The organism is Jeotgalibacillus campisalis, assembly GCF_000829515.1.
Taxonomy (GTDB): domain Bacteria; phylum Bacillota; class Bacilli; order Bacillales; family Jeotgalibacillaceae; genus Jeotgalibacillus; species Jeotgalibacillus campisalis.
The window spans coordinates 228,566-246,863 of the sequence record NZ_JXRR01000022.1; the positions used below are offsets into that span (position 1 = coordinate 228,566).

The 18,298-nt window shown below is 37.2% G+C and carries 13 protein-coding genes; 6 read left to right on the forward strand and 7 right to left on the reverse strand.

The features are described from left to right. Positions 1–5: 5 nt before the first annotated feature. Entirely contained in the window at positions 6–1,688 is a 1,683-nt protein-coding gene (locus KR50_RS16940) for a T7SS effector LXG polymorphic toxin (RefSeq protein ID WP_041061420.1), read from the reverse strand. Positions 1,689–1,861: 173 nt separating this feature from the next. Beyond that, entirely contained in the window at positions 1,862–2,536 is a 675-nt protein-coding gene (locus KR50_RS16945; RefSeq protein WP_041061837.1) for a 2OG-Fe(II) oxygenase, read from the reverse strand. A 909-nt stretch (positions 2,537–3,445) separates the two neighbouring features. Here KR50_RS16945 and KR50_RS16950 point away from each other — a divergent pair. The 3 genes from KR50_RS16950 to KR50_RS16960 are packed head-to-tail and all read left to right on the forward strand — an operon-like array spanning position 3,446 to position 6,416. After that, on the forward strand, positions 3,446–4,207 hold the full coding sequence (locus KR50_RS16950) for a hypothetical protein (RefSeq protein WP_041061422.1): 762 nt from the start codon (positions 3,446–3,448) through the stop codon (positions 4,205–4,207). Then, a complete protein-coding gene (locus tag KR50_RS16955) occupies positions 4,204–5,442 on the forward strand; it encodes a glycosyltransferase (protein ID WP_041061423.1) in 1,239 nt (412 codons plus the stop codon). Before KR50_RS16950 ends, KR50_RS16955 begins: the two co-directional genes overlap by 4 nt. Positions 5,443–5,501: 59 nt before the next feature. Next, positions 5,502–6,416 (forward strand): hypothetical protein, encoded by a 915-nt coding sequence (locus KR50_RS16960; protein WP_041061425.1) that lies wholly within the window; start codon positions 5,502–5,504, stop codon positions 6,414–6,416. Positions 6,417–6,823: 407 nt separating this feature from the next. Here KR50_RS16960 and KR50_RS16965 read toward each other — a convergent pair whose 3' ends face one another. Then, positions 6,824–7,438 carry a TetR/AcrR family transcriptional regulator gene (locus KR50_RS16965; protein ID WP_041061427.1) on the reverse strand — a complete coding sequence of 205 codons (615 nt, stop codon included), beginning with the start codon at positions 7,436–7,438 and terminating at the stop codon, positions 6,824–6,826. A gap of 177 nt (positions 7,439–7,615) precedes the next feature. Between KR50_RS16965 and KR50_RS16970 the strand changes: the two genes are divergently transcribed. Both KR50_RS16970 and KR50_RS16975 read left to right on the forward strand, forming a co-directional pair. Continuing rightward, positions 7,616–8,347: an ABC transporter ATP-binding protein gene (locus tag KR50_RS16970; protein WP_041061430.1), complete on the forward strand. Its 732-nt coding sequence runs from the start codon at positions 7,616–7,618 to the stop codon at positions 8,345–8,347. Further along, the gene (locus tag KR50_RS16975; RefSeq protein WP_041061432.1) at positions 8,344–9,372 is read left to right on the forward strand and encodes an ABC transporter permease; all 1,029 of its coding nucleotides are present in this window, start codon (positions 8,344–8,346) and stop codon (positions 9,370–9,372) included. Before KR50_RS16970 ends, KR50_RS16975 begins: the two co-directional genes overlap by 4 nt. Before the next feature lie 50 nt (positions 9,373–9,422). On the opposite strand, the gene KR50_RS16980 is transcribed toward KR50_RS16975, so the two are convergent. Genes KR50_RS16980 through KR50_RS16995 form a run of 4 tightly spaced genes read right to left on the reverse strand, consistent with a single transcriptional unit; the run spans position 9,423 to position 16,069 of the window. Further along, positions 9,423–12,164, reverse strand: a complete 2,742-nt coding sequence (locus KR50_RS16980) for a dynamin family protein (RefSeq protein WP_041061435.1) — start codon at positions 12,162–12,164, stop codon at positions 9,423–9,425. 3 nt (positions 12,165–12,167) lie between these two features. Further along, positions 12,168–12,425, reverse strand: coding sequence for a hypothetical protein (locus KR50_RS16985; RefSeq protein ID WP_041061437.1), 258 nt, complete (start codon positions 12,423–12,425; stop codon positions 12,168–12,170). 22 nt (positions 12,426–12,447) lie between these two features. Next, the gene (locus tag KR50_RS16990) at positions 12,448–14,193 is read right to left on the reverse strand and encodes a dynamin family protein (protein ID WP_041061441.1); all 1,746 of its coding nucleotides are present in this window, start codon (positions 14,191–14,193) and stop codon (positions 12,448–12,450) included. Further along, the gene (locus tag KR50_RS16995; RefSeq protein ID WP_041061444.1) at positions 14,174–16,069 is read right to left on the reverse strand and encodes a dynamin family protein; all 1,896 of its coding nucleotides are present in this window, start codon (positions 16,067–16,069) and stop codon (positions 14,174–14,176) included. The genes KR50_RS16990 and KR50_RS16995 overlap by 20 nt, the downstream gene beginning before the upstream one ends. A 417-nt stretch (positions 16,070–16,486) precedes the next feature. Here KR50_RS16995 and KR50_RS17000 point away from each other — a divergent pair, with 417 nt between their 5' ends. Beyond that, complete coding sequence (locus tag KR50_RS17000) at positions 16,487–18,127, forward strand: L-lactate permease (RefSeq protein ID WP_041061839.1); 1,641 nt, start codon at positions 16,487–16,489, stop codon at positions 18,125–18,127. Positions 18,128–18,298: the final 171 nt, after the last annotated feature.

Sequence of the window (18,298 nt, forward strand, 5' to 3'; positions counted from 1 at the left end):
CTCTTCTACTCTACCGGATTAATTACTGGAACATTTTCACCATTAATAGTCTTCCAAATCTTTTTCCCACTCTGGGTATGGTAGGTGGTAAGACTCCCGGTGTTATTAGTGCCTACAAATTCAAATTTTGCTTTTCCATTCTTATTATTACCCATAAATTTTACGTACCCTATCCTTAGCTCACCTTTATATTCATATTCAACTTTTATTCCGTTTTTAATAACCTTATTTGCACCCTCTAAATATTCATCAACATTTTTGTAGAGTCCGTTGAACTCTTTTCCATGTTTATCAAAATGCCCTTCTAACTTGTCACGACTTGAAAAATCTGAAGGAACTTTACCATCACTCTTACCCTCAACATCCTCAACCTTCTTCCCCCCACCAGCCAAATCAAGCCCTTTATCAGCTGCCTTCATCGGTTTGAAAAGGGTAAACAGGGAAGCCATAGCGATATCCTTCGAGGTGGATTCCGGGTTCAGCAGGATGGCGACGTCTTCGAACATGAATCTCATACCGCTGACAAAGTAGTGTCCGCCTTCCTCTACTCCCACATCTGAATTTGGGTTTCCGAGCACTTTTCTCATGTCAGCTAAGGTGGGATCCGGATACTCCCAGTCAGCTGAATTGCCCAGAGTTGACGAGGCAGATGATTGCGCTGATTGGTCTTGAAGATACTTTCTTAGCGCTTCCGTCTCTTCTTCCGTTATGGGTTCTGGTTGAATTCCCTTTTCAGCCTGCAGTTGTTCCAGCTGTTTTTCTACATCGTTTTTCGGGGTGCTGGAGGTGATAGGTTGGTAGGCACTGTTGAACAGTTGGTCGAGATGGCTGGTGCTCATCATGTTTAAGAGAGGACCGTTTCGCCAGGATAGGAAGGATTGCGTGAAGGTGTTAGCCGCCGCAGGATCTGCTGTCATGCCCGCTGCACCCACGTCTTGTTCAGCAGATGACCGATGTGCTTCCCGTACCCTCTGTTCTTCCAGTTTTCTATCTATGTATTCAAGACTTTTTTCTCGTGTTCCTTCTATACTGGTGTATGCTTTACTCTTTTCAAAAGCATGGACATTGAAGGCAACGGGTGTGATGGTGCCGTTTTGGGTCGTTGATTTGACCAGGGAATCGAGTAACCCGTGGACCAGCTCCTGTGATTCTAGCGACAGGTCGTACTCAGTAACTAACGTATGATCATATTCCTCTACTTTTTCTATTGTATCACTTCGTTTGATTTTCGCGTCCTCTAAGGATACCTCCATACCAGCAGTGGAATACTCCTCAATCGTAACCAGGTCGCGGACTCCAGCCAGAATGCCAACCAAATCCTTGTGCTGTTTTTGAATCATCTCAGCCGTCCTGACATGAGCGGTCTCAAGCTCTTCTTCTAAAAAAGGCACATCCACAAACGAAGATCCGCCTAGCTGACGGTCCTCAGCCATTGCCCCTATGTCACTCATAAAAACAATCTGCTGATCGACGAACCCAATCCACATCTCCGTAATGGTACTTTGAGCATTGAAGAAAGATTTGATCGCATCAGCCGCGTTTCCTTCAAACGCTTCTCCAAGATTAGTAACCGCAATCATTTTCTCTTTAAGTACAACTAATTGCTCTCTAAAGGCCTCATACTGACCCACCCGCTCCTCCATCGTCTCTCTAAGAGCGGCCGCATCATAACGCATAGTCTGAGACATCGCTTCACTTCCTTTTAGCATTTCTAGTATTTTCCTCTAGTGTAAAGATGGAAAGGAAAGTCTGCCAACCCAAAACATGTAAATGATGTAAAATCAGTAAAAGACCTACCAAAAAAGAATTAAGCCAACTGGTTTTAATACCATAAAAAATATAATTTAAAATATGACTCTCATTACCGCACTCTTTTCCTTCTCATCCATTGCGTCGCAACCCACTTTTCCCCTCTTACAACAGGTGCCCCACCATGAAGCGTTTTTTTGTTCAGTTCTTCATCGTTGTAAAAGTATTCGAAATAGACGGCTGAACCTTTTTTGGGGGTGACAGTGATATCTATTTCAGGAAAATAGGTTTCTCCCCCCTCTTCCACGTCATTCAAATAAACGACCATTGTGCTAATGCGATTATTTGAAGCTGCTTTACTGGTTGGCAAAAAGAAGTCATGGTGCGCTTTGTACTCTTGTCCAGGCGTATAGTTTAATATTTGCAATCCCTCTGCGTGCTCGACAGGGATATTCATAATCTTGCTAAAACGCTTTTCAAGCGTACCTATCACATCATTTTCTGACTCCTCAAAGAACATGCCACTGCTCGTTCTCATTTGATTGACCACACGCTCGCTGCTAATCTTCGAACGTTTCAATCGCTCACCCGATAACCGAATCAACTGATTGCATTCCTCATGGCTCAGCACATTTTCCACCAGTACAACTAAAGGCCACATATGCAGCTTCGTAAACGGGATGGTTGTATCCCCAACAGTAATAACAGACCCAACGGAATCAAAAAGATGCTGTTCTGAAGCTTTTTCAGGTTCGGTACGACTTCCATTTGATGCGATTTCTGACATGTGTTTATCTTCATTTTCTTTTACCAGTGTTCCAACATATTTACAACGCTGCTCTTCCGTTTTGGTTGAGTAATGGCTAAACGTTCTTTTCATATACTTTCCCCGTTCTTTTCTAATTTTTAGAATATTACCTTTATTCTACCATTCATTTTAAAAAGAAATAGAACGAATGCTCAAAAAGTAGAAATAAAAAGGGGGAAAATTCAAAAGCAGAATTCAAGCATTTTTTGTCTTTAGCAAGTAATGCCCACAAAAAAGAGTTCTGCAAAAACATCCCTTTGCAGAACCCTATTCTATATTTTATTAGGCTTTAATTATTATCTTTTTCACATGATCCCATCCAAGTTCAAGTTGAATATAATTCAGTAGTTTGGATGAGTTTATCTCAAGCCAAAGCGGATTGTTTCCACTATAGAGATGAATAGTCCAGGTTTCGTAATTCTTTCCATTTCTTCGTTCACTATATTCAACTTTGCATAATGCTTTACAGTGGTAAATATGATTGATAATCCTAGATAAAACAGTTTCAATATAATCACTTCCAACACATTCAAAAAGCAGCATATTCTTAGGTGAGTTCAATGGTGATACAATTGTACGATAATCAACTTCATTAATTCCTTTTATACTATTACATTGCTGATGATCTCGTTGATAGATGAAAGATCAATTAATTGTGAGGCCATAATATCTAAATCGTACATATTGCGCACGTTAAAATTAACAAAATCAGGTTTTCCTTAGTACTTTAGCCTCGATTTTTTGGTACTAACATTTAAAATTTGAATCTTATTCATAACCTGCTAAAATTAGTTCAATGTGAGGTGAAAAAGTTGATTTAAATACTCTGATATAGTTAATATGATATAGTTCGTTGTTGTTTAAAAATATTTAATTAGGAGAAATTTTATGAAAAAGAACCTAGTCATGTGTATTTTAATATTATTGATTTTCGTCAATGGCTATGCCATTGTATTCTTGGATTTACCATTTTCTTTATTACTTCTTATAATTACAGGGGTTTCAATGCTTGTAATGACTGTACTTCATGATCGATTTATATTTCTATATGCAATCATCCTTATTCTATTATATGGTGCTTTTTTAACCGCCTATGCCTTTATTAATAGTCTCCCCTCCGAAACTCAATTACTCCTTATTTACAATCATCTATTGTTTACAAGCTTTACTTTAGCTTTTTGGATTTTGTTAAATTTCATTAAAACCATTGGCTATGAGAATGATCAATTAAACCATCAAATTCAGTTACTGCAAAAATACAATGGTCAAACAAATATTCTCACGGTTAGTGAATTTACTGATCAGGCAACTTGGGCGCTTAAATCAAGTGAACGTCATAATGAAGAGGCGTGGCTGATAGAAATTAAAATTAGTTATGAAAACAAACGAGCACAGAAAAATTTGCAAGAATCCTTTGAAAAAATCGCATTGGAAACCATTCGAGAAAAATTCGACTTGGTGACTAGTATCGATCGATCCATTTATTTTCTACTAAAAGAAACCAATGAAAAGGGCGTAGATGTTGTTCTCGAACGATATCAACAAAATTTAAAAGGTGAATTGAATTTTGTCAATCCAATTTTTAAAGTAAGAAAGGAAAAAGTGGAAGATATGAGTCACCTGTCTAAATTGATGGAGGCAACTACATGACTTGGGTTATTATGATTATCATGGCATTTTTCTGGATTTTATTAATCTTTTATTCTGTTGTTACGATTGCAGGAGTTTGGTATCGAATCAAGTACAAAGAGCCTAAAAAATTAGCGGTTTATCCTAGCGTAGCTGTCTTAATACCTGCTCACAACGAAGGAATTGTTATCGAAGAAACTTTAAGGGCTATGGCCAGGTTAACCTATAAAGGGAAATTAGATATCTATTTATTGGATGATAATTCGAAAGATGAAACGGCTAATATTGCGAAAGAATTCGCCAAGGTGTTTTCACGTATCCACTACATTTCTGTACCAAAAGGTACACCCACAGGGAAATCACGAGTATTAAACTATGGACTAAGTATTTCACAGTCAGATTACTTTATTGTCTACGATGCAGACAATGAGCCAGAACCAAATGCTTTGGAAAAGTTAGTTGAAGTAGCTGAAGGCACAAAAAATGCTGCTGGTGCTGTAGGGTACGTAAAAACAAAAAATGCAGATGCGAATTCCCTAACACGTATGATTGGCCTTGAATTTCAAGTATTTCAGCTGCTAATGCAATGCGGCCGATGGGCACTGTTTAAGCTCGGATCTCTTGCAGGAACAAATATGTTATTGAAAAGATCCGTATTAGAGGAACTTGGAGGCTATGATGTGTATGCCCTGGCAGAAGATGCGGAGTTGACTGTTAGACTCACTGCTGCAGGCTATCTATTGCCAGTTGTCCCTAGCTCTTGGACGTGGGAACAAGAGCCTGAAAAAGTTGGAACCTTTATTAAACAAAGAACGCGCTGGTTAACTGGAAATATTTATTTACTGGAGAAATCTATATTTGATCTATCACATTGGAGGGGAAGGACCTTTGTATTAAGTCTTCAACATGTGCTTACTTACTTAGTCTTTGTATTACTCCTATTGTTTTCAGATGTCTTTTTTATTATGAGTATAGCTGGATATGAATTACCAAATACAGAAGCGCCATTACTAATATTATGGTTTATGAGTTATATAGTTTATACAGGACAGTTATTAAGCGCACTTGTTATAGATCGAAATGTTACTTTAAAGAATGTAATTTTTATTTTTATTATGTATTTCACTTATGCCCAACTATTTATTATTCTACTAATTCGCAGCTCTTCTGTTTATGTATGGAGCCGTTTGCGAGGAAAAACAATTGCTTGGGATAAAACGCGAAGATTCAAAGTCCAGAAGGAAGAACTACCTTGATGAGAAACTTTACGCTTATTTTACTAGTGATAAGTTTGTTAACCTTAGGAGGGTGTATGTTGTTTTCTACAGATCCGACACTACAAGTGGTAAAAGAACAATATACAAATCAAGAAGGATTAATTCATGCGTATCCACTCCAACAAGATTCTGAGTATTTGTCGGAAAGCATTGGATTGTATATGGAATATTTGGTGTTAGTGAAAGATGAAGAAAGATTTTCTGAACAGTATGAAATTCTAATGAACAATTATCAGATTCAGCAAGGGGACTTGATCTTTATACAGTGGGTATTAAAAATGAATACCAAAGCAAATGCGCTAATTGACGATGTACGAATTATTTCTGCATTGCACGATGCAAGTACATTATTTGAAGAGCCAAAATATGCTGAATCGGCAAATCAGCTAACTTTAGCAATTACTAGTAACCAGAAGTCAAACGGTTATACTGTTGATTTCTATGATTGGTCACTCAACATGCCTGCGAAAAGGATTACTTTAAGCTATCTAACAAATGAATTTTTTCAGTCAACGACTGATACCGACAACATGAAAGATTTATTAAAAAACCTAGATGATACGACTGTTTTTTTCCCGGAATACTTCGACGTGACAAAAAGAAAGTATAGAGAAAGTGAAGAAGTTCATATGATTGATCAACTTTTGATTGCAATTAATAGAGAAAACATTGGTTATCCTTCGGAAATTTTCAAAACGTGGTGCTTGAATGAATGGAAACATGAGGGCAAAATCTATGGAAGGTATGATAGACAAACAAAAACTGCTTCAGTTACTTATGAATCATTGGCTGTCTACTACTATCTAAACACCTATTTTCAGAAAATAAACGAACCAGATTTAGCAAAAGAAGTCTTAGAGCATGCTGAGTTATTAGCTTCAGAAAGCACGATAGGAGAGGCACATTTTTTTGATTATATTCATTTTCAATTGATGAAGAAGAACATGGAATAAAGTTAAAGCTTAACCTAATGTTTTACGAGATAATTTTTATCTTGTCGGCTCATTGCTAGTGAAAAAGGCTATACGGGAAAATTTCAGTACTTTCAATAATAGGTACATCTGACTTTAATTATCTAAGTAATTCTTCGCTCTCTATAAGTAAGAACAATTAATGTAAGAAAGAAGTCTGAAGATGCAATTACATCTTCAGGCTTTTATTGATGCAACTTTTCATGGCAAATCACCGTCTACCGAAATTAAGGTTTTAGGGCTTTGTATTTTGAGTTTCTTCTATATCCATGACAGAATCTGCAAAACCACGTCCGCAATAAATGTTGAACTGCCTTTTTGTCTCTTGAATTGTTGCGCATCCTTGAACATTCGACAAATTTCGGGTGGTGACAGGCACCTACCTATACCTACCTCCTCACCCCCGCCGCAAAAAAAGGACCATTCGCGGTCATGGTAAAGATAATACGCGCGATTTCTTCCGGTGATTCCGCTCGATCGTTTTTCAGCCATTCTTGCAGCACGCCTATATGGGCGGATGCGATGTAGGTGACGAGGTAGTCTACCGGCACTAGCAGGTTCTCTTGTTTGAAGATGGTTTCGTTGCTTTTAAATAAGGCGTCTCCCATGAATGTTTTTAGCTTTGTTTGAAACGATAGATCGCCTTTTGGTCCGAGTAAGGCTTTCATTAGGCTTCTGTTCCGCTGGATAAATTCGAAAAATGGAACAAGGATCGCTAAAGGCATGACATCGGGTTTGTTCTTTTCTAAATCTGCCAGGATGGATGGCAGTTTTTTAATGATTTTTTCCTTCATTTCTTTCATCAGTTCTTCCTCACATTTGGTCATTAAATCGTATTTGTCCTGATAATGACTGTAAAACGTTCCACGGTTGATGTTGGCGCTCGTTGTGATGTCTTTTACAGTTATGGCCTCAAAGCCTTTTTCTTCGATTAATGCGATCAATGCATGTTTAATGGATTCTCTTGTCCGAACGACACGAAGATCCGAATGTGAATCAGTCATAACAGTCCCCTCCCGAAATTTTACTCAACACATGTAGCCATCGTGTTGGTTAAACGACACTTCCTGCTCTTTTGATGATTGTACTGCCCTTTACCTCATCATATAGTGTAAGTAAGCAATAAAACAACACGTTGTTGATTATACTAACGCATAAACGAAATTTTAGGAGGTACTGCGATGGATATTCATGTGTCCAATATCAATAAAAGCTTTGATCAGCATCCCGTCATAAAAGATGTAACATTCACGATTCCATCAGGAGAGATCTGCTGTTTGCTTGGTCCTTCGGGTTCTGGGAAAACAACGCTTATTCGTCTGATGATCGGCGCTATTACGGCTGAAGAAGGTACGATTCATTATGGGGATGTTCAAATTCCAAATCTAAGTGTGTTAAAAAATGTAGGGCTCATGCCGCAGAATGAAGCCTTGTATGACGATCTTTCCGGGGAAGCGAATTTGTACTTTTTTGGTGGACTTTATGACATTGGCAAACGCGATCTTAAGGAGCGTATTGAAGAAGTGCTTGCGATCGTGGATTTAACAGAGCATCGAAAAAAATTGGTGAAGAACTTTTCCGGCGGGATGAAAAAGAGACTTTCTCTCGCAGCGGCCATTTTACACTCGCCGAAAATCCTGTTTCTTGATGAACCAACCGTGGGAATTGATCCTGTGCTGCGCCGAAGCATTTGGGAACAATTTCGTATGATCAAAAATTCCGGGACGACGATTATTGTATCAACACATGTGATGGACGAAGTAACCGAGTGTGATCAGGCAGCTCTGATTTATAATGGCCGCTTGATTGACTATAATACCGTGCCCCATTTACTCGAAAAAACAGAAAATGGACGAGTTGAGGAGTTATTTTTGATGGCGTCAACCCAAGCAAAAGGCGGTGAAGATTCATGATGCATCTAGCCAAGCGTGTGATTCGGCAGACGATTAATGACAAACGAAGCCTGATGATGATCTTAGTGGCTCCACTCCTGATCCTTACGCTCGTATATCTTTTACTAGGTGACTCAGATTATGTGCCAACCGTTGGAATTGAAAAAGAAGCACTTCCTGATCCACTTATAACGGCTCTGGAAGAACAGGATGTAAAGCTCAAAAACCTCACAAGTGACGAAGTTAAAGAGGCAAAAAGCTATTTAAACGATCATGAAAATGTCGACGCGATCTTGAGTTTCTCACAAGATGAAAAGATGGAAATCACCTTGTATGAACCCTCCACTAAAGGAGCAAATGCAGCAAGTGAAATCCAGGAAGCCATGACTTCCTTAAATCCTTCTGCAGGTATTGAAATGGCTTATGTCTACGGAGACCAGGATCAATCCACTTTTGACTCACTCGGCTATGTATTTCTTGCCCTCTTCTCGTTCTTTTTAGTCTTCATCATTTCAGGAATGGCACTGGTGAGAGAACGAAGCGGAGGAACATTGGAACGACTGTTGATGACACCGATTAAACGCTCGGAGGTTATCCTTGGTTATACGATCGGCTATGGCGTGTTTGCGATCGTTCAAGCTATACTCATCGTTCTTTATTCCATTTACGTTCTTCAATTAAGTTCTGCAGGGAATATTGGATGGATTCTGCTCACCATGGTGCTGCTCGCAGGAACCGCAGTCCTGTTCGGCGCCACGATTTCCGTCTTTGCCAGCTCAGAATTGCAGGTCGTCCAGATGATTCCCTTTACCATCATCCCGCAAGTCTTTTTCTCTGGGCTCATTCCCTTAGACCTGATTCCCTATGGTCTCGGCAATCTGAGTTACATTATGCCGATTTATTATGGGGCAGCTGCGATTAAAGGAGTGATGGTGTATGGAGATGGTTTTCTGGAAATATGGCCGTATATACTTGGACTATTCATTTTTGCTTTTGTTTTGTTCTTGATTAATACACAGGCACTAAAGAAATTCAGGAAGCTATAGGTTAAATGAAAGCCAGCACTCTTTTATATGAGGGCTGGCTGTTTAAATAATTACTTCTTCATCTTACTATTCAAAAGTGCACCTTCTCTAAATACCTCGAACATTTTAATTTTTTCTTCAATATCTTTTTTTTCTTTTTGAAAATGCTTGAGTTCGAGTGCTTTACTATTTTTTTGGTTTTTGAGAGATAATAAATGATTTGTGATTTTTTGATCACCTATATCAAACACTGTGTATTTTAATTCTTGGGTGAAATCTATTTCTGCTTCATGATAAGCTGAAAAAAATTGCGATTGAAGATTTGTCAAAATGTTAGGTGTAGCGGAATCATCAATTTCTTTAATCATGCGGTTGTAATGAAATTTATTTCGATGATCTTTCAGAAGATCAGGTAAGTGTAGATTCAAAAATTCCGTCAACTGAGATTTAAGATAGATAGACTCCTCATAGGATTGACCTTGGATTCTTAAACATTCACTGTGAATTTCTGAAAATAAGGATGCTGTATCAATGTGAACTGTGATAACTTCACCTATTATTCGGGTTAAATCTTTATTTAATTTTCCACTTTTTCGTTCAATTCTTTTAAGAAGCGCATGCGTTTCAGCGGTAATTGAAGAAGTGGACTGAAAGATTAATGATTTCAACGCTCCGTTAGAATACACTGTGATTGCTTGGTTTATTTCACGGTTAAATATTTCATAATTATTATTTAGACTGTTTTCCGGCATCAAAGTCTTTTTACACTCTTCAATCATCTGAGGTACATCTTTCCACATAAGTGTAGTAAGAGAATTTATCCCGTCCTTTATAGATTCTTGAAAATCTAAAGTAATCTCATTTTGAAAATCCAACCACTCATCTTGAACTTGTTTAACTTCATTTTCTTTTTTTATTATTGCACGAAGATCATTAACAATACCCTGCTCATATTGAGGTAAGCTTTGGTTTTTTAAAGATGCAATAGTCTCTTCAAATACTTGTATGACTGAATTCATACGCGTTTGAACAAACTTTTTATCCTTCTTTAGGGTAGGTAAAACTTTTTCGAATCCCTTTCTAAATTCCATAGAGTTTTCCTTAGATGAAAATGGAATCATTATTGCCTTTGGAAATACCTTATTTATTTTTCTTTTTACATCCTCCATAACATCTTCTCGTTCTTCCTCATCATCGACTGCATCAATTTTATTTAAAACAAAGTGAATAGGCACGTGAGGAGCAGCTTCGGAGATTTGAAGTAATTTATCTCGTTCCGTTCTTGTAAATGGATGTCTAGTGCTAAGAACAAATACTAGACTATCTGCTAAATGAAGATAGTTAAGGACAGGATTTTCCTTGTCTTCCTTATCATTGAATCCTGGAGAATCAATTAAAGTTACTTTATGTTTTTCAAGAAATTCATTTTCCATTTTAAGATGAAAAAGAGCGTTGGAGTGTTTTCCATCCTTTTCATTTTCGATCGTGGTTGCTTTTTTAAACGAGCTTAATGAAGAATATTCATTCATTTTATTTTTCTCATAGGAACGTATGAATGATTCATAACCATTTTGAATGACAATCGCCCCTGAAGTTGTAGGTAAAACATCTACTGATAGAATCTCATCTTTTAAAACTGTATTAATAAAAGAGGACTTCCCATTGTTAAATGATCCCGCTACAAGCAGATGCATCTGCTCCAAATTAGCGGAAAATGCATGCTTGAAACGAAGGATTTCGGGAAAATTGAATTTACTATCGTTAATCCAAGCGAAAAAACCATCGATAATCCTTTTTGAGAAAAGGTGGTCATGGATTTCCTTATTAGTGGGCTGTGCTTTCAGATCGAACGAATGTTCAAATCGATTTTCCCAAGCTTTAAGATAGTTATACAAGACGGAGCGATCTTCTTCTATAGATTTATACCAACATGTAAGAATATAACGAATAGAGTTCTTAGTCTTTGTAATATCTTGGTCGTGTTCGAGCAAATAGTTTAATGCATTGCTTAACCACATGCGTCGATTCTTCCAAAAAGTCATATCAAATTTCATTAATGCCTGTCCTAAAACAAGAGTCCATTCAAAGTAACCATTTGTTTTCCGATACGCCCCCTCTATAAGGGTTACGAGTTCATCAAATTCTTCCCACTTTATACTAATTAAATATTTGAGTAGTGTATTTAACTTTTGGGGTGAGAAGCCCTTGAGTTGACCTTTATTTATTGCTGCCGAAAGTCGATTTAACCATATAATTCGGCTATCATGAGTGTCTGAAGAACAAATGCTATCGATGATCAACTGAATTATTAGACCAGGAGTCTGTAATGCTTCATTATTAAAAAAAGTAAAAGCTTGTTCTTTAATATTTTTGTAATGAGGATTTATTGATAAAGCACGCTGCATACTCCATAATGCTTTAAGTTTATCTTGTTTTTTTTGATAATGGTAAAAGTTTGTTATGTTGGTTTCCAATAAAAGCGTTTGATCCTTAACGGTTAACAAGATATCTTGAAGAAGAGCTTCTGCTTCTTGTTGCTGATTTAATAGTAAGTGTGCATCTGCACAGTTTTTCTTTGCCCATTCACCTAAAGAATTACCCTGAACCTGCTTCCATTTAAAAAGAGAAGTCTCATAGTCTCCTTGAGAAAAATAATACTCTCCTTGCATATATCGATATGTGTTTAATTCAGACTCATTAGTAGCATTTAGGAGCAACTTGCTTAGCCCTGATACTGTAGCTTCTTTCGCCAAAGAAGTACACGAAAAATAGTTTTTTTCCGCAAGTTTTTCTGGTTGAATTTTGTATACCATTTCTTACCCCAATATTAACGGATCCATTTTATATTCGTGGACATGTCTTAAAGGATCATCATGATGAATTATACTTTGAAGCCCGGTTGGCCCCTGATAAGACAAATTGTTTTCTACTATTCCATCTGGAGCTGTACGGGTATGAGATTGCACATCAACTACTTCAAGATTTGGTACTAATTTGTCTGGTCCTTCATAGGACAGATTGTTTTGTTCTATACCATCTGGGGCTGATCTAAAGTGTTGACCTACTTCTACCAAATGATTTCCTCCTGTATAAAGATCACTCATTATTATCGTTCCTTCCATTTATAAGATTTAACACTGGTATTGGATCTGGCAAGGTATGTAATACTTCTCTATCGGCATCAAAGTGAGTTTTCTTTTTAGAATAATAATCACTTGCCGTTCTTTTCATAGTTAATATTTGCTCGCTAGCAATTTGCTCAGATGTAGTTTCCACATATATTTTTAATCCTTCATCGATTTTCATTATCAGATCATGGATAGACTTTTCAACTTCAGGAGTCAATTTTAATTTTGCAGCTTGTAATTTCCGTTTGCCAATCAAGTCGTTTATAAACGGTAGCCCCGCAAGAGACAATACAGGTAACAGTAAAAACATACCAGATGCTAGAAATAGTGCTGCTGCCCCGCCAGCAAGCAAACCAGATTCAAAATATGCTTTTGAATTAACTTTGCTCTTAGCTAAATCATTCATAGCACCTTGATATTGAAACACAGTAAAGCGTGTTGACAAATCTGTTGATATATTTGAAAACTTATGTCGAATGGATTTTGTTACTTGATCATCAAGTTGCTTTAATAGAGTGGATACATTGGCAGAATTAGCATTCACCCAAGCATTTATTTTTCTTTTGATTTGGAGCGGAAGAGTTTTCTCTATATATCCTGCAAAATCCCCTTGATGAAAAGAATCAATATCTTCCAGTGTTTCTTCGATTAACCGATCTTGAAAATGAAACAGAGACTTTCTCGTTATCATCAATATTTCATCTTGTTTTTTAGTGACGTAACGCTTAATTTCATTACTATTTCCCTCTATACCATCAAGAAATTTCTCCATTGTTTTTTTCTCTTGTTCTATTTTTTCATTAGAAAGTAATTTAAGGCGGTCTAGTTCTTTTGCTTCAACCAGAATACCTTCTTTCAGTTGTTGAAGTTGATTTTGATAGAACTTAAGCTTGCTCTTAGCAAGTGTCCCTTTTGATGACCTCTCATCAAGAATATGCATTAAATATTTAAATGAAGGTTCACTAGGATCCTCTTTTGCTTCTAATGAGGATACGAAAAAGACGTTAAGTTGTTTATCAGTTAGAACATTTTTGAGTTTTCTTCTTACATCTGACTCAATGTCTTCTAATTCTTCTTCATCTACTCGATCACGAAAGTTTAATACAAAAATAATTTCACCATTTTTTAATTTTAATACGACATCTTTTAAAAATTGCATTTCTGATTTACTTAAGGCAGCCGAGGCATTAATTACAAACAAAATTATATCTGACATTGGAATGTAGTGATGTGTAATATCAAGTTCATGATCGTTCAAATCCCCTACGCCTGGCGTATCCACTAGAGTGACCATTTTATTATTAAATGGGAGTTCCGTTTCAAGTGTGATTTTAGCTACTTCTTGGTTATAATTTTCTCCTGAAAAAGTGTAACTTCTTAACTCTTCAATGGGGATTGTTCCAACCGATTGGTCTATAGCGTCAAACAGGAAAGCTTCACTTCCAGTACCATTACGAATTTCGTTAACTGCAGCTGTTGATGGTAAAACATCTTCTGGCAAGATTGATCTTTGTAAAATCGCATTAATCAGTGTAGATTTTCCTCTTTTAAACTCTCCTAGAACAGAGATAATAACTTCATTACTATCTAGATTATTTCGGATGTCTATTAAAGGCTTTAAATAAGAAGAATTCGGCATAGTGGTCTCTAATGCATCAATTAATTTATTGCAATAACTATTCAATTCGTTTAAGTCAGTTGCTTTCTGAAACATAAGCTAAACTCCTTCCTCTTGATTGCAAAAAATCTTTTTCAATTTTAGCAAAGCTTTTTTGTACGTTTTCTATGCGTTTCTTTTTATTTAGAAATTCTGTTTTCTTTTCGAGAATCTTTTCTCTATCAAGTTCTTTAATTTTCTTAATACTAGCTAATTCCTCTTTTAATAGTAGTGTTTTTGCATTAGCTTCTTTTTCATACACTGATACAGTTTCCTCTACAAACGTGGTCCATTGATTAATAAAATCCAATTTTGCTTTTTCTCTTGTACTTCTAAAGTTAGCTTTAAATTGCTGATTGATTTTTTCTAGTTTTCTTCTTTTTATGCCTTCTGAGATACTTTCAATAATAGAAAAACTAAAAAAACTAGCTATTGCAAGCGGAACTAGGAGAAATGGAACAAGTACAATACCGATTCCTGCTGTAAACGCGACACCAGTGGATAAGGCAATCAGTTCAAAAGAATCATCAAAATCCTTACGTATATCGGATAACGACAGAGTTATGTTAAATTTTTTATTAATTTCATTATTAATTTCTTGAGATTCTTTTTCCAATCGTTGATAAGCATTCATCAAATGTTTAGTAGCAATTTCATGCTGCTTAACTTCCATTTTTTCTTCGAAATTTTTCCCCAATTTAATCATTTGTCCTGACAGCATCTTCTGTATCTTATCTTCATTAATTTCGCCTGCATAATGCAAAATTTTCTCAGATAACATTTCTTCTAAATCAAATAAGTTTTTTGAAAATGCTTGCGTTAATTCAGTTTGTTCTCCTAACAACTCAGATCTTAATCCATCTCTTGCATGATTTATTGACTTAATAAACAGATCAACTTTTGGCATTAATTCGTCAATTGATTTTTGAATATCAGCTGTATTCATTTCACACGCTGCCACTTTGATTCCCAAAGTATGAATTAGTTCCTTCGCGATCTTCTGCCCCCGTTTAACAGGCTTTAATAATTTTGCGAAGCCTCGATCATTTTCTAGAAATTCTCCAATGCTCTCTTCAAGCTTTGTAAGTCCTGTAGAATTTATAATGTGTTGATTTTCATTATTTTTCCTTGCTTGCAAAGCTTCTTTACTCGAAATCATAAAAACTTTTGGATTTTTTATAAGATCGGCCAGATTCGTTTCAATGTGTTGTCTTACTCTCTGGACGTCATGTTCACCGTCTAATACATCCTTAAAATTAACAGCTATAAAAACTTTTGAAATATCTTTATTTAATACTTTATATTTTAAAAAGGTTTTCTCAGACTCCGACAATGGCATTTCTGCTGATAAGAGCAACACCACTGCATCAGATCTAGGAATAAAATGATATGTCAAATCTTCCCGGCTCTTATCTAAATCGTTAACCCCTGGAGTATCATAAATTTCTACCCCAGCTTTAAATAAAGAATTTGGATAGCCAATTTCAGCATGCTTGATCCTATTAATTTCATTCATCTTTTGTTGATGTTCCTGAACAGAATCGGCATCACTTTCATCTGGTTCTCTTGGAACATTTAATTCTTTCAGCTGTAATACTGAAATCTGACGAGGGGATTCTCCATCATGAAAGACTAACTTTACATTTGGCTCCTCATTATATGTAATTTTATTCAAAATAGCGGTAGTTGGACGGACAAGTGATGGCAACACTTTCTCTCCCAACAAAGCATTGATAAATGTTGATTTTCCTCTAGAAAACTCACCAACCACTGTAATTAAAAAAGAATTATCAGCTAATTCTTCCTTAACATCTAAAGACCTTTTCTTTAAAGAATCCTGATTTATCTCCTCAGCTATCATGGAAAAAACATCAAGACCGCCATAAACCTCTTCACGCAACCGATCAAATTCATTAAACCTAATTAAAGACATTAAATCCTCACTCCATCTATGACTTTTAGATCAATATAATTTACATATTATTAGTTAATTGTAGTATTAAAGTAATATAAATGGAAGAGTAATCAATATTTAATTAAGAATCTAATAAGCATTTAATTACATAAATGTATTTTTCGGAAAGTGTTTTAAAACTAAAAGCTACTCCTATCATTTGAAGGTCCTATCCATTCAGAGAGGCAGACCTACCTTATGTTCTAATTTTTTATTAGGAAATTATTTAATAAAAGTAGATTATTATTCCTTGTAACATATACATTATGTGAAATATTTCACAAATAACTCTCCCTTTCTTCTCATCTACCTGCTATACTAAAAGAAAACGAACAAAATATTCCATTTTCATCTGCAATCATGCTTTTCATTCCAAGTAGTCAGGATGATGTGACGATGACAGCCTTGCAATTTATCACGGCGTTGACACCGATTTTGTCTGTGTTCATTTTTCTTGTGATTTTGCGTTTACCTGCGACAAAAGCCATGCCAATCAGTTTGCTTGTGACGGCTTTGCTTGCTTATTTTGTCTGGGAGATGCCTTCTGTTCAGATTTTTGCGGCTTCCATTGAGGGGATAATCATTGCTGTTTCGATTCTATGGATTGTGTTTGGTGCGGTGCTTTTGCTTAATACGCTTTCGAAAAGTGGTGCGCTTGATGCGATTCGTGAGGGATTTACGGTGATCTCAGCGGATCGAAGAGTTCAGTTGATTATTATTGCCTGGCTGTTTGGATCGTTTATAGAAGGGGCTGCAGGCTTTGGAACGCCTGCTGCGATTGCAGCTCCGCTTTTAGTGGCGCTTGGCTTCCCTCCTCTCGCGGCTGTGTCCCTTGCATTGATTGCAGACAGTTCGGCGGTTTCATTTGGCGCGGTTGGGACGCCCGTGATTGTCGGGGTTCAGCAGGGATTAAATGAAGGAAGCGCGCTTGCTCCTGGTGTCGAAAGTGAATTAGGAGACTTGTCGATCACACAGTACCTCCAGGAAATCGCCAGTACAGCCGTTTTTATGGACTTATTTATCGGGACGTTTATTCCGGTGTTATTAGTGTGCATGCTGACACGCTTTTTCGGTGAAAACCGTTCATGGAAAGAAGGTCTCAACATTTTCCCGTTTGCCCTTTTTGCGGGATTAAGTTTTACCCTCCCAGCTTTTGTTGTTGCGACCTTTTTAGGACCTGAATTTTCTTCGATTATTGGCGGACTTGTTGGACTTATGATTGTCGTCCCCGCTGCTAAAAAGGGATTTCTGTTGCCCACTAATGCATGGGATTTCGGCACGAATTCGGCTGAACCGATTGTAAAAGAAAAGATCTCAACCAACGTGATGCCCCTTTGGCTCGCATGGATCCCCTACTTGCTCGTCGCCGTCTTCCTCGTCCTAACGAGAATTGACGTACTTCCTTTAAAAGACTGGCTGCGTTCAGTTCGAGTTGGTTGGGGATCAATTTTAGGAACGGAAATCAGTACCTTTTTTGAACCGTTTTACTTACCCGGGACCATCTTCTTCGTGGTGATCGTCATCACCATTTTTCTTCATAAAATGAGTGGCAGCCGTGTGAAAGAAACGTTTATGGTTTCAGCTAAAACAATGGCAGGAAGCATCATCGCCCTCGGAGCAGCGGTGCCTATGGTTCGAATCTTTATAAATTCCGGCGTTAATCAAGCAGAGCTGCTCAGCATGCCAATGGAGCTAGCCGTTACAGTGTCCGCTACAGTCGGTGAACAATGGCCGCTCGTCGCGCCGGTCATTGGAGCACTCGGCTCCTTTATTTCAGGCAGCGCCACCTTCAGCAATATGATGTTCTCCCTCTTTCAATTCAGCATCGCCGATCAAATTGGAGCGGATCCAAAAGTCATTCTCGCGCTGCAAGTTCTTGGAGCTAACGCCGGCAACATGATCTGTGTTCTAAACGTCGTCGCTGCCGCTTCTGTTGTGAACCTTGTTGGGAAAGAAGGCACCATCATTCGAATGACACTGGTGCCGATGTTCCTTTATGTGGTGATGGCGGGGGTGATTGGGTTTTTGTTTTTGTGAAAATGCATTTATGCAATTTAAAAAAGAGTGGTGGCTCCACTCTTTTTTTGATTAACTTACCTATCTGAAGACGAAACAATCGACAAATTTCGGGTGGTGACAGGCACCTGCCTTCATCTTGACATGAATCATATTTTAAATTCACCACATAAATGATATGATAAAAAACAT

Bases quoted from the DNA above. Each gene is read 5' to 3' on its own strand.
- KR50_RS16940 (WP_041061420.1), bottom strand. From the start codon at position 1,688: ATGTCTCAGACTATGCGTTATGATGCGGCCGCTCTTAGAGAGACGATG.
- KR50_RS16945 (WP_041061837.1), bottom strand. From the start codon at position 2,536: ATGTCAGAAATCGCATCAAATGGAAGTCGTACCGAACCTGAAAAAGCT.
- KR50_RS16950 (WP_041061422.1), top strand. From the start codon at position 3,446: ATGAAAAAGAACCTAGTCATGTGTATTTTAATATTATTGATTTTCGTC.
- KR50_RS16955 (WP_041061423.1), top strand. From the start codon at position 4,204: ATGACTTGGGTTATTATGATTATCATGGCATTTTTCTGGATTTTATTA.
- KR50_RS16965 (WP_041061427.1), bottom strand. From the start codon at position 7,438: ATGACTGATTCACATTCGGATCTTCGTGTCGTTCGGACAAGAGAATCC.
- KR50_RS16970 (WP_041061430.1), top strand. From the start codon at position 7,616: ATGGATATTCATGTGTCCAATATCAATAAAAGCTTTGATCAGCATCCC.
- KR50_RS16975 (WP_041061432.1), top strand. From the start codon at position 8,344: ATGATGCATCTAGCCAAGCGTGTGATTCGGCAGACGATTAATGACAAA.
- KR50_RS16980 (WP_041061435.1), bottom strand. From the start codon at position 12,164: ATGGTATACAAAATTCAACCAGAAAAACTTGCGGAAAAAAACTATTTT.
- KR50_RS16990 (WP_041061441.1), bottom strand. From the start codon at position 14,193: ATGTTTCAGAAAGCAACTGACTTAAACGAATTGAATAGTTATTGCAAT.
- KR50_RS16995 (WP_041061444.1), bottom strand. From the start codon at position 16,069: ATGTCTTTAATTAGGTTTAATGAATTTGATCGGTTGCGTGAAGAGGTT.
- KR50_RS17000 (WP_041061839.1), top strand. From the start codon at position 16,487: ATGACAGCCTTGCAATTTATCACGGCGTTGACACCGATTTTGTCTGTG.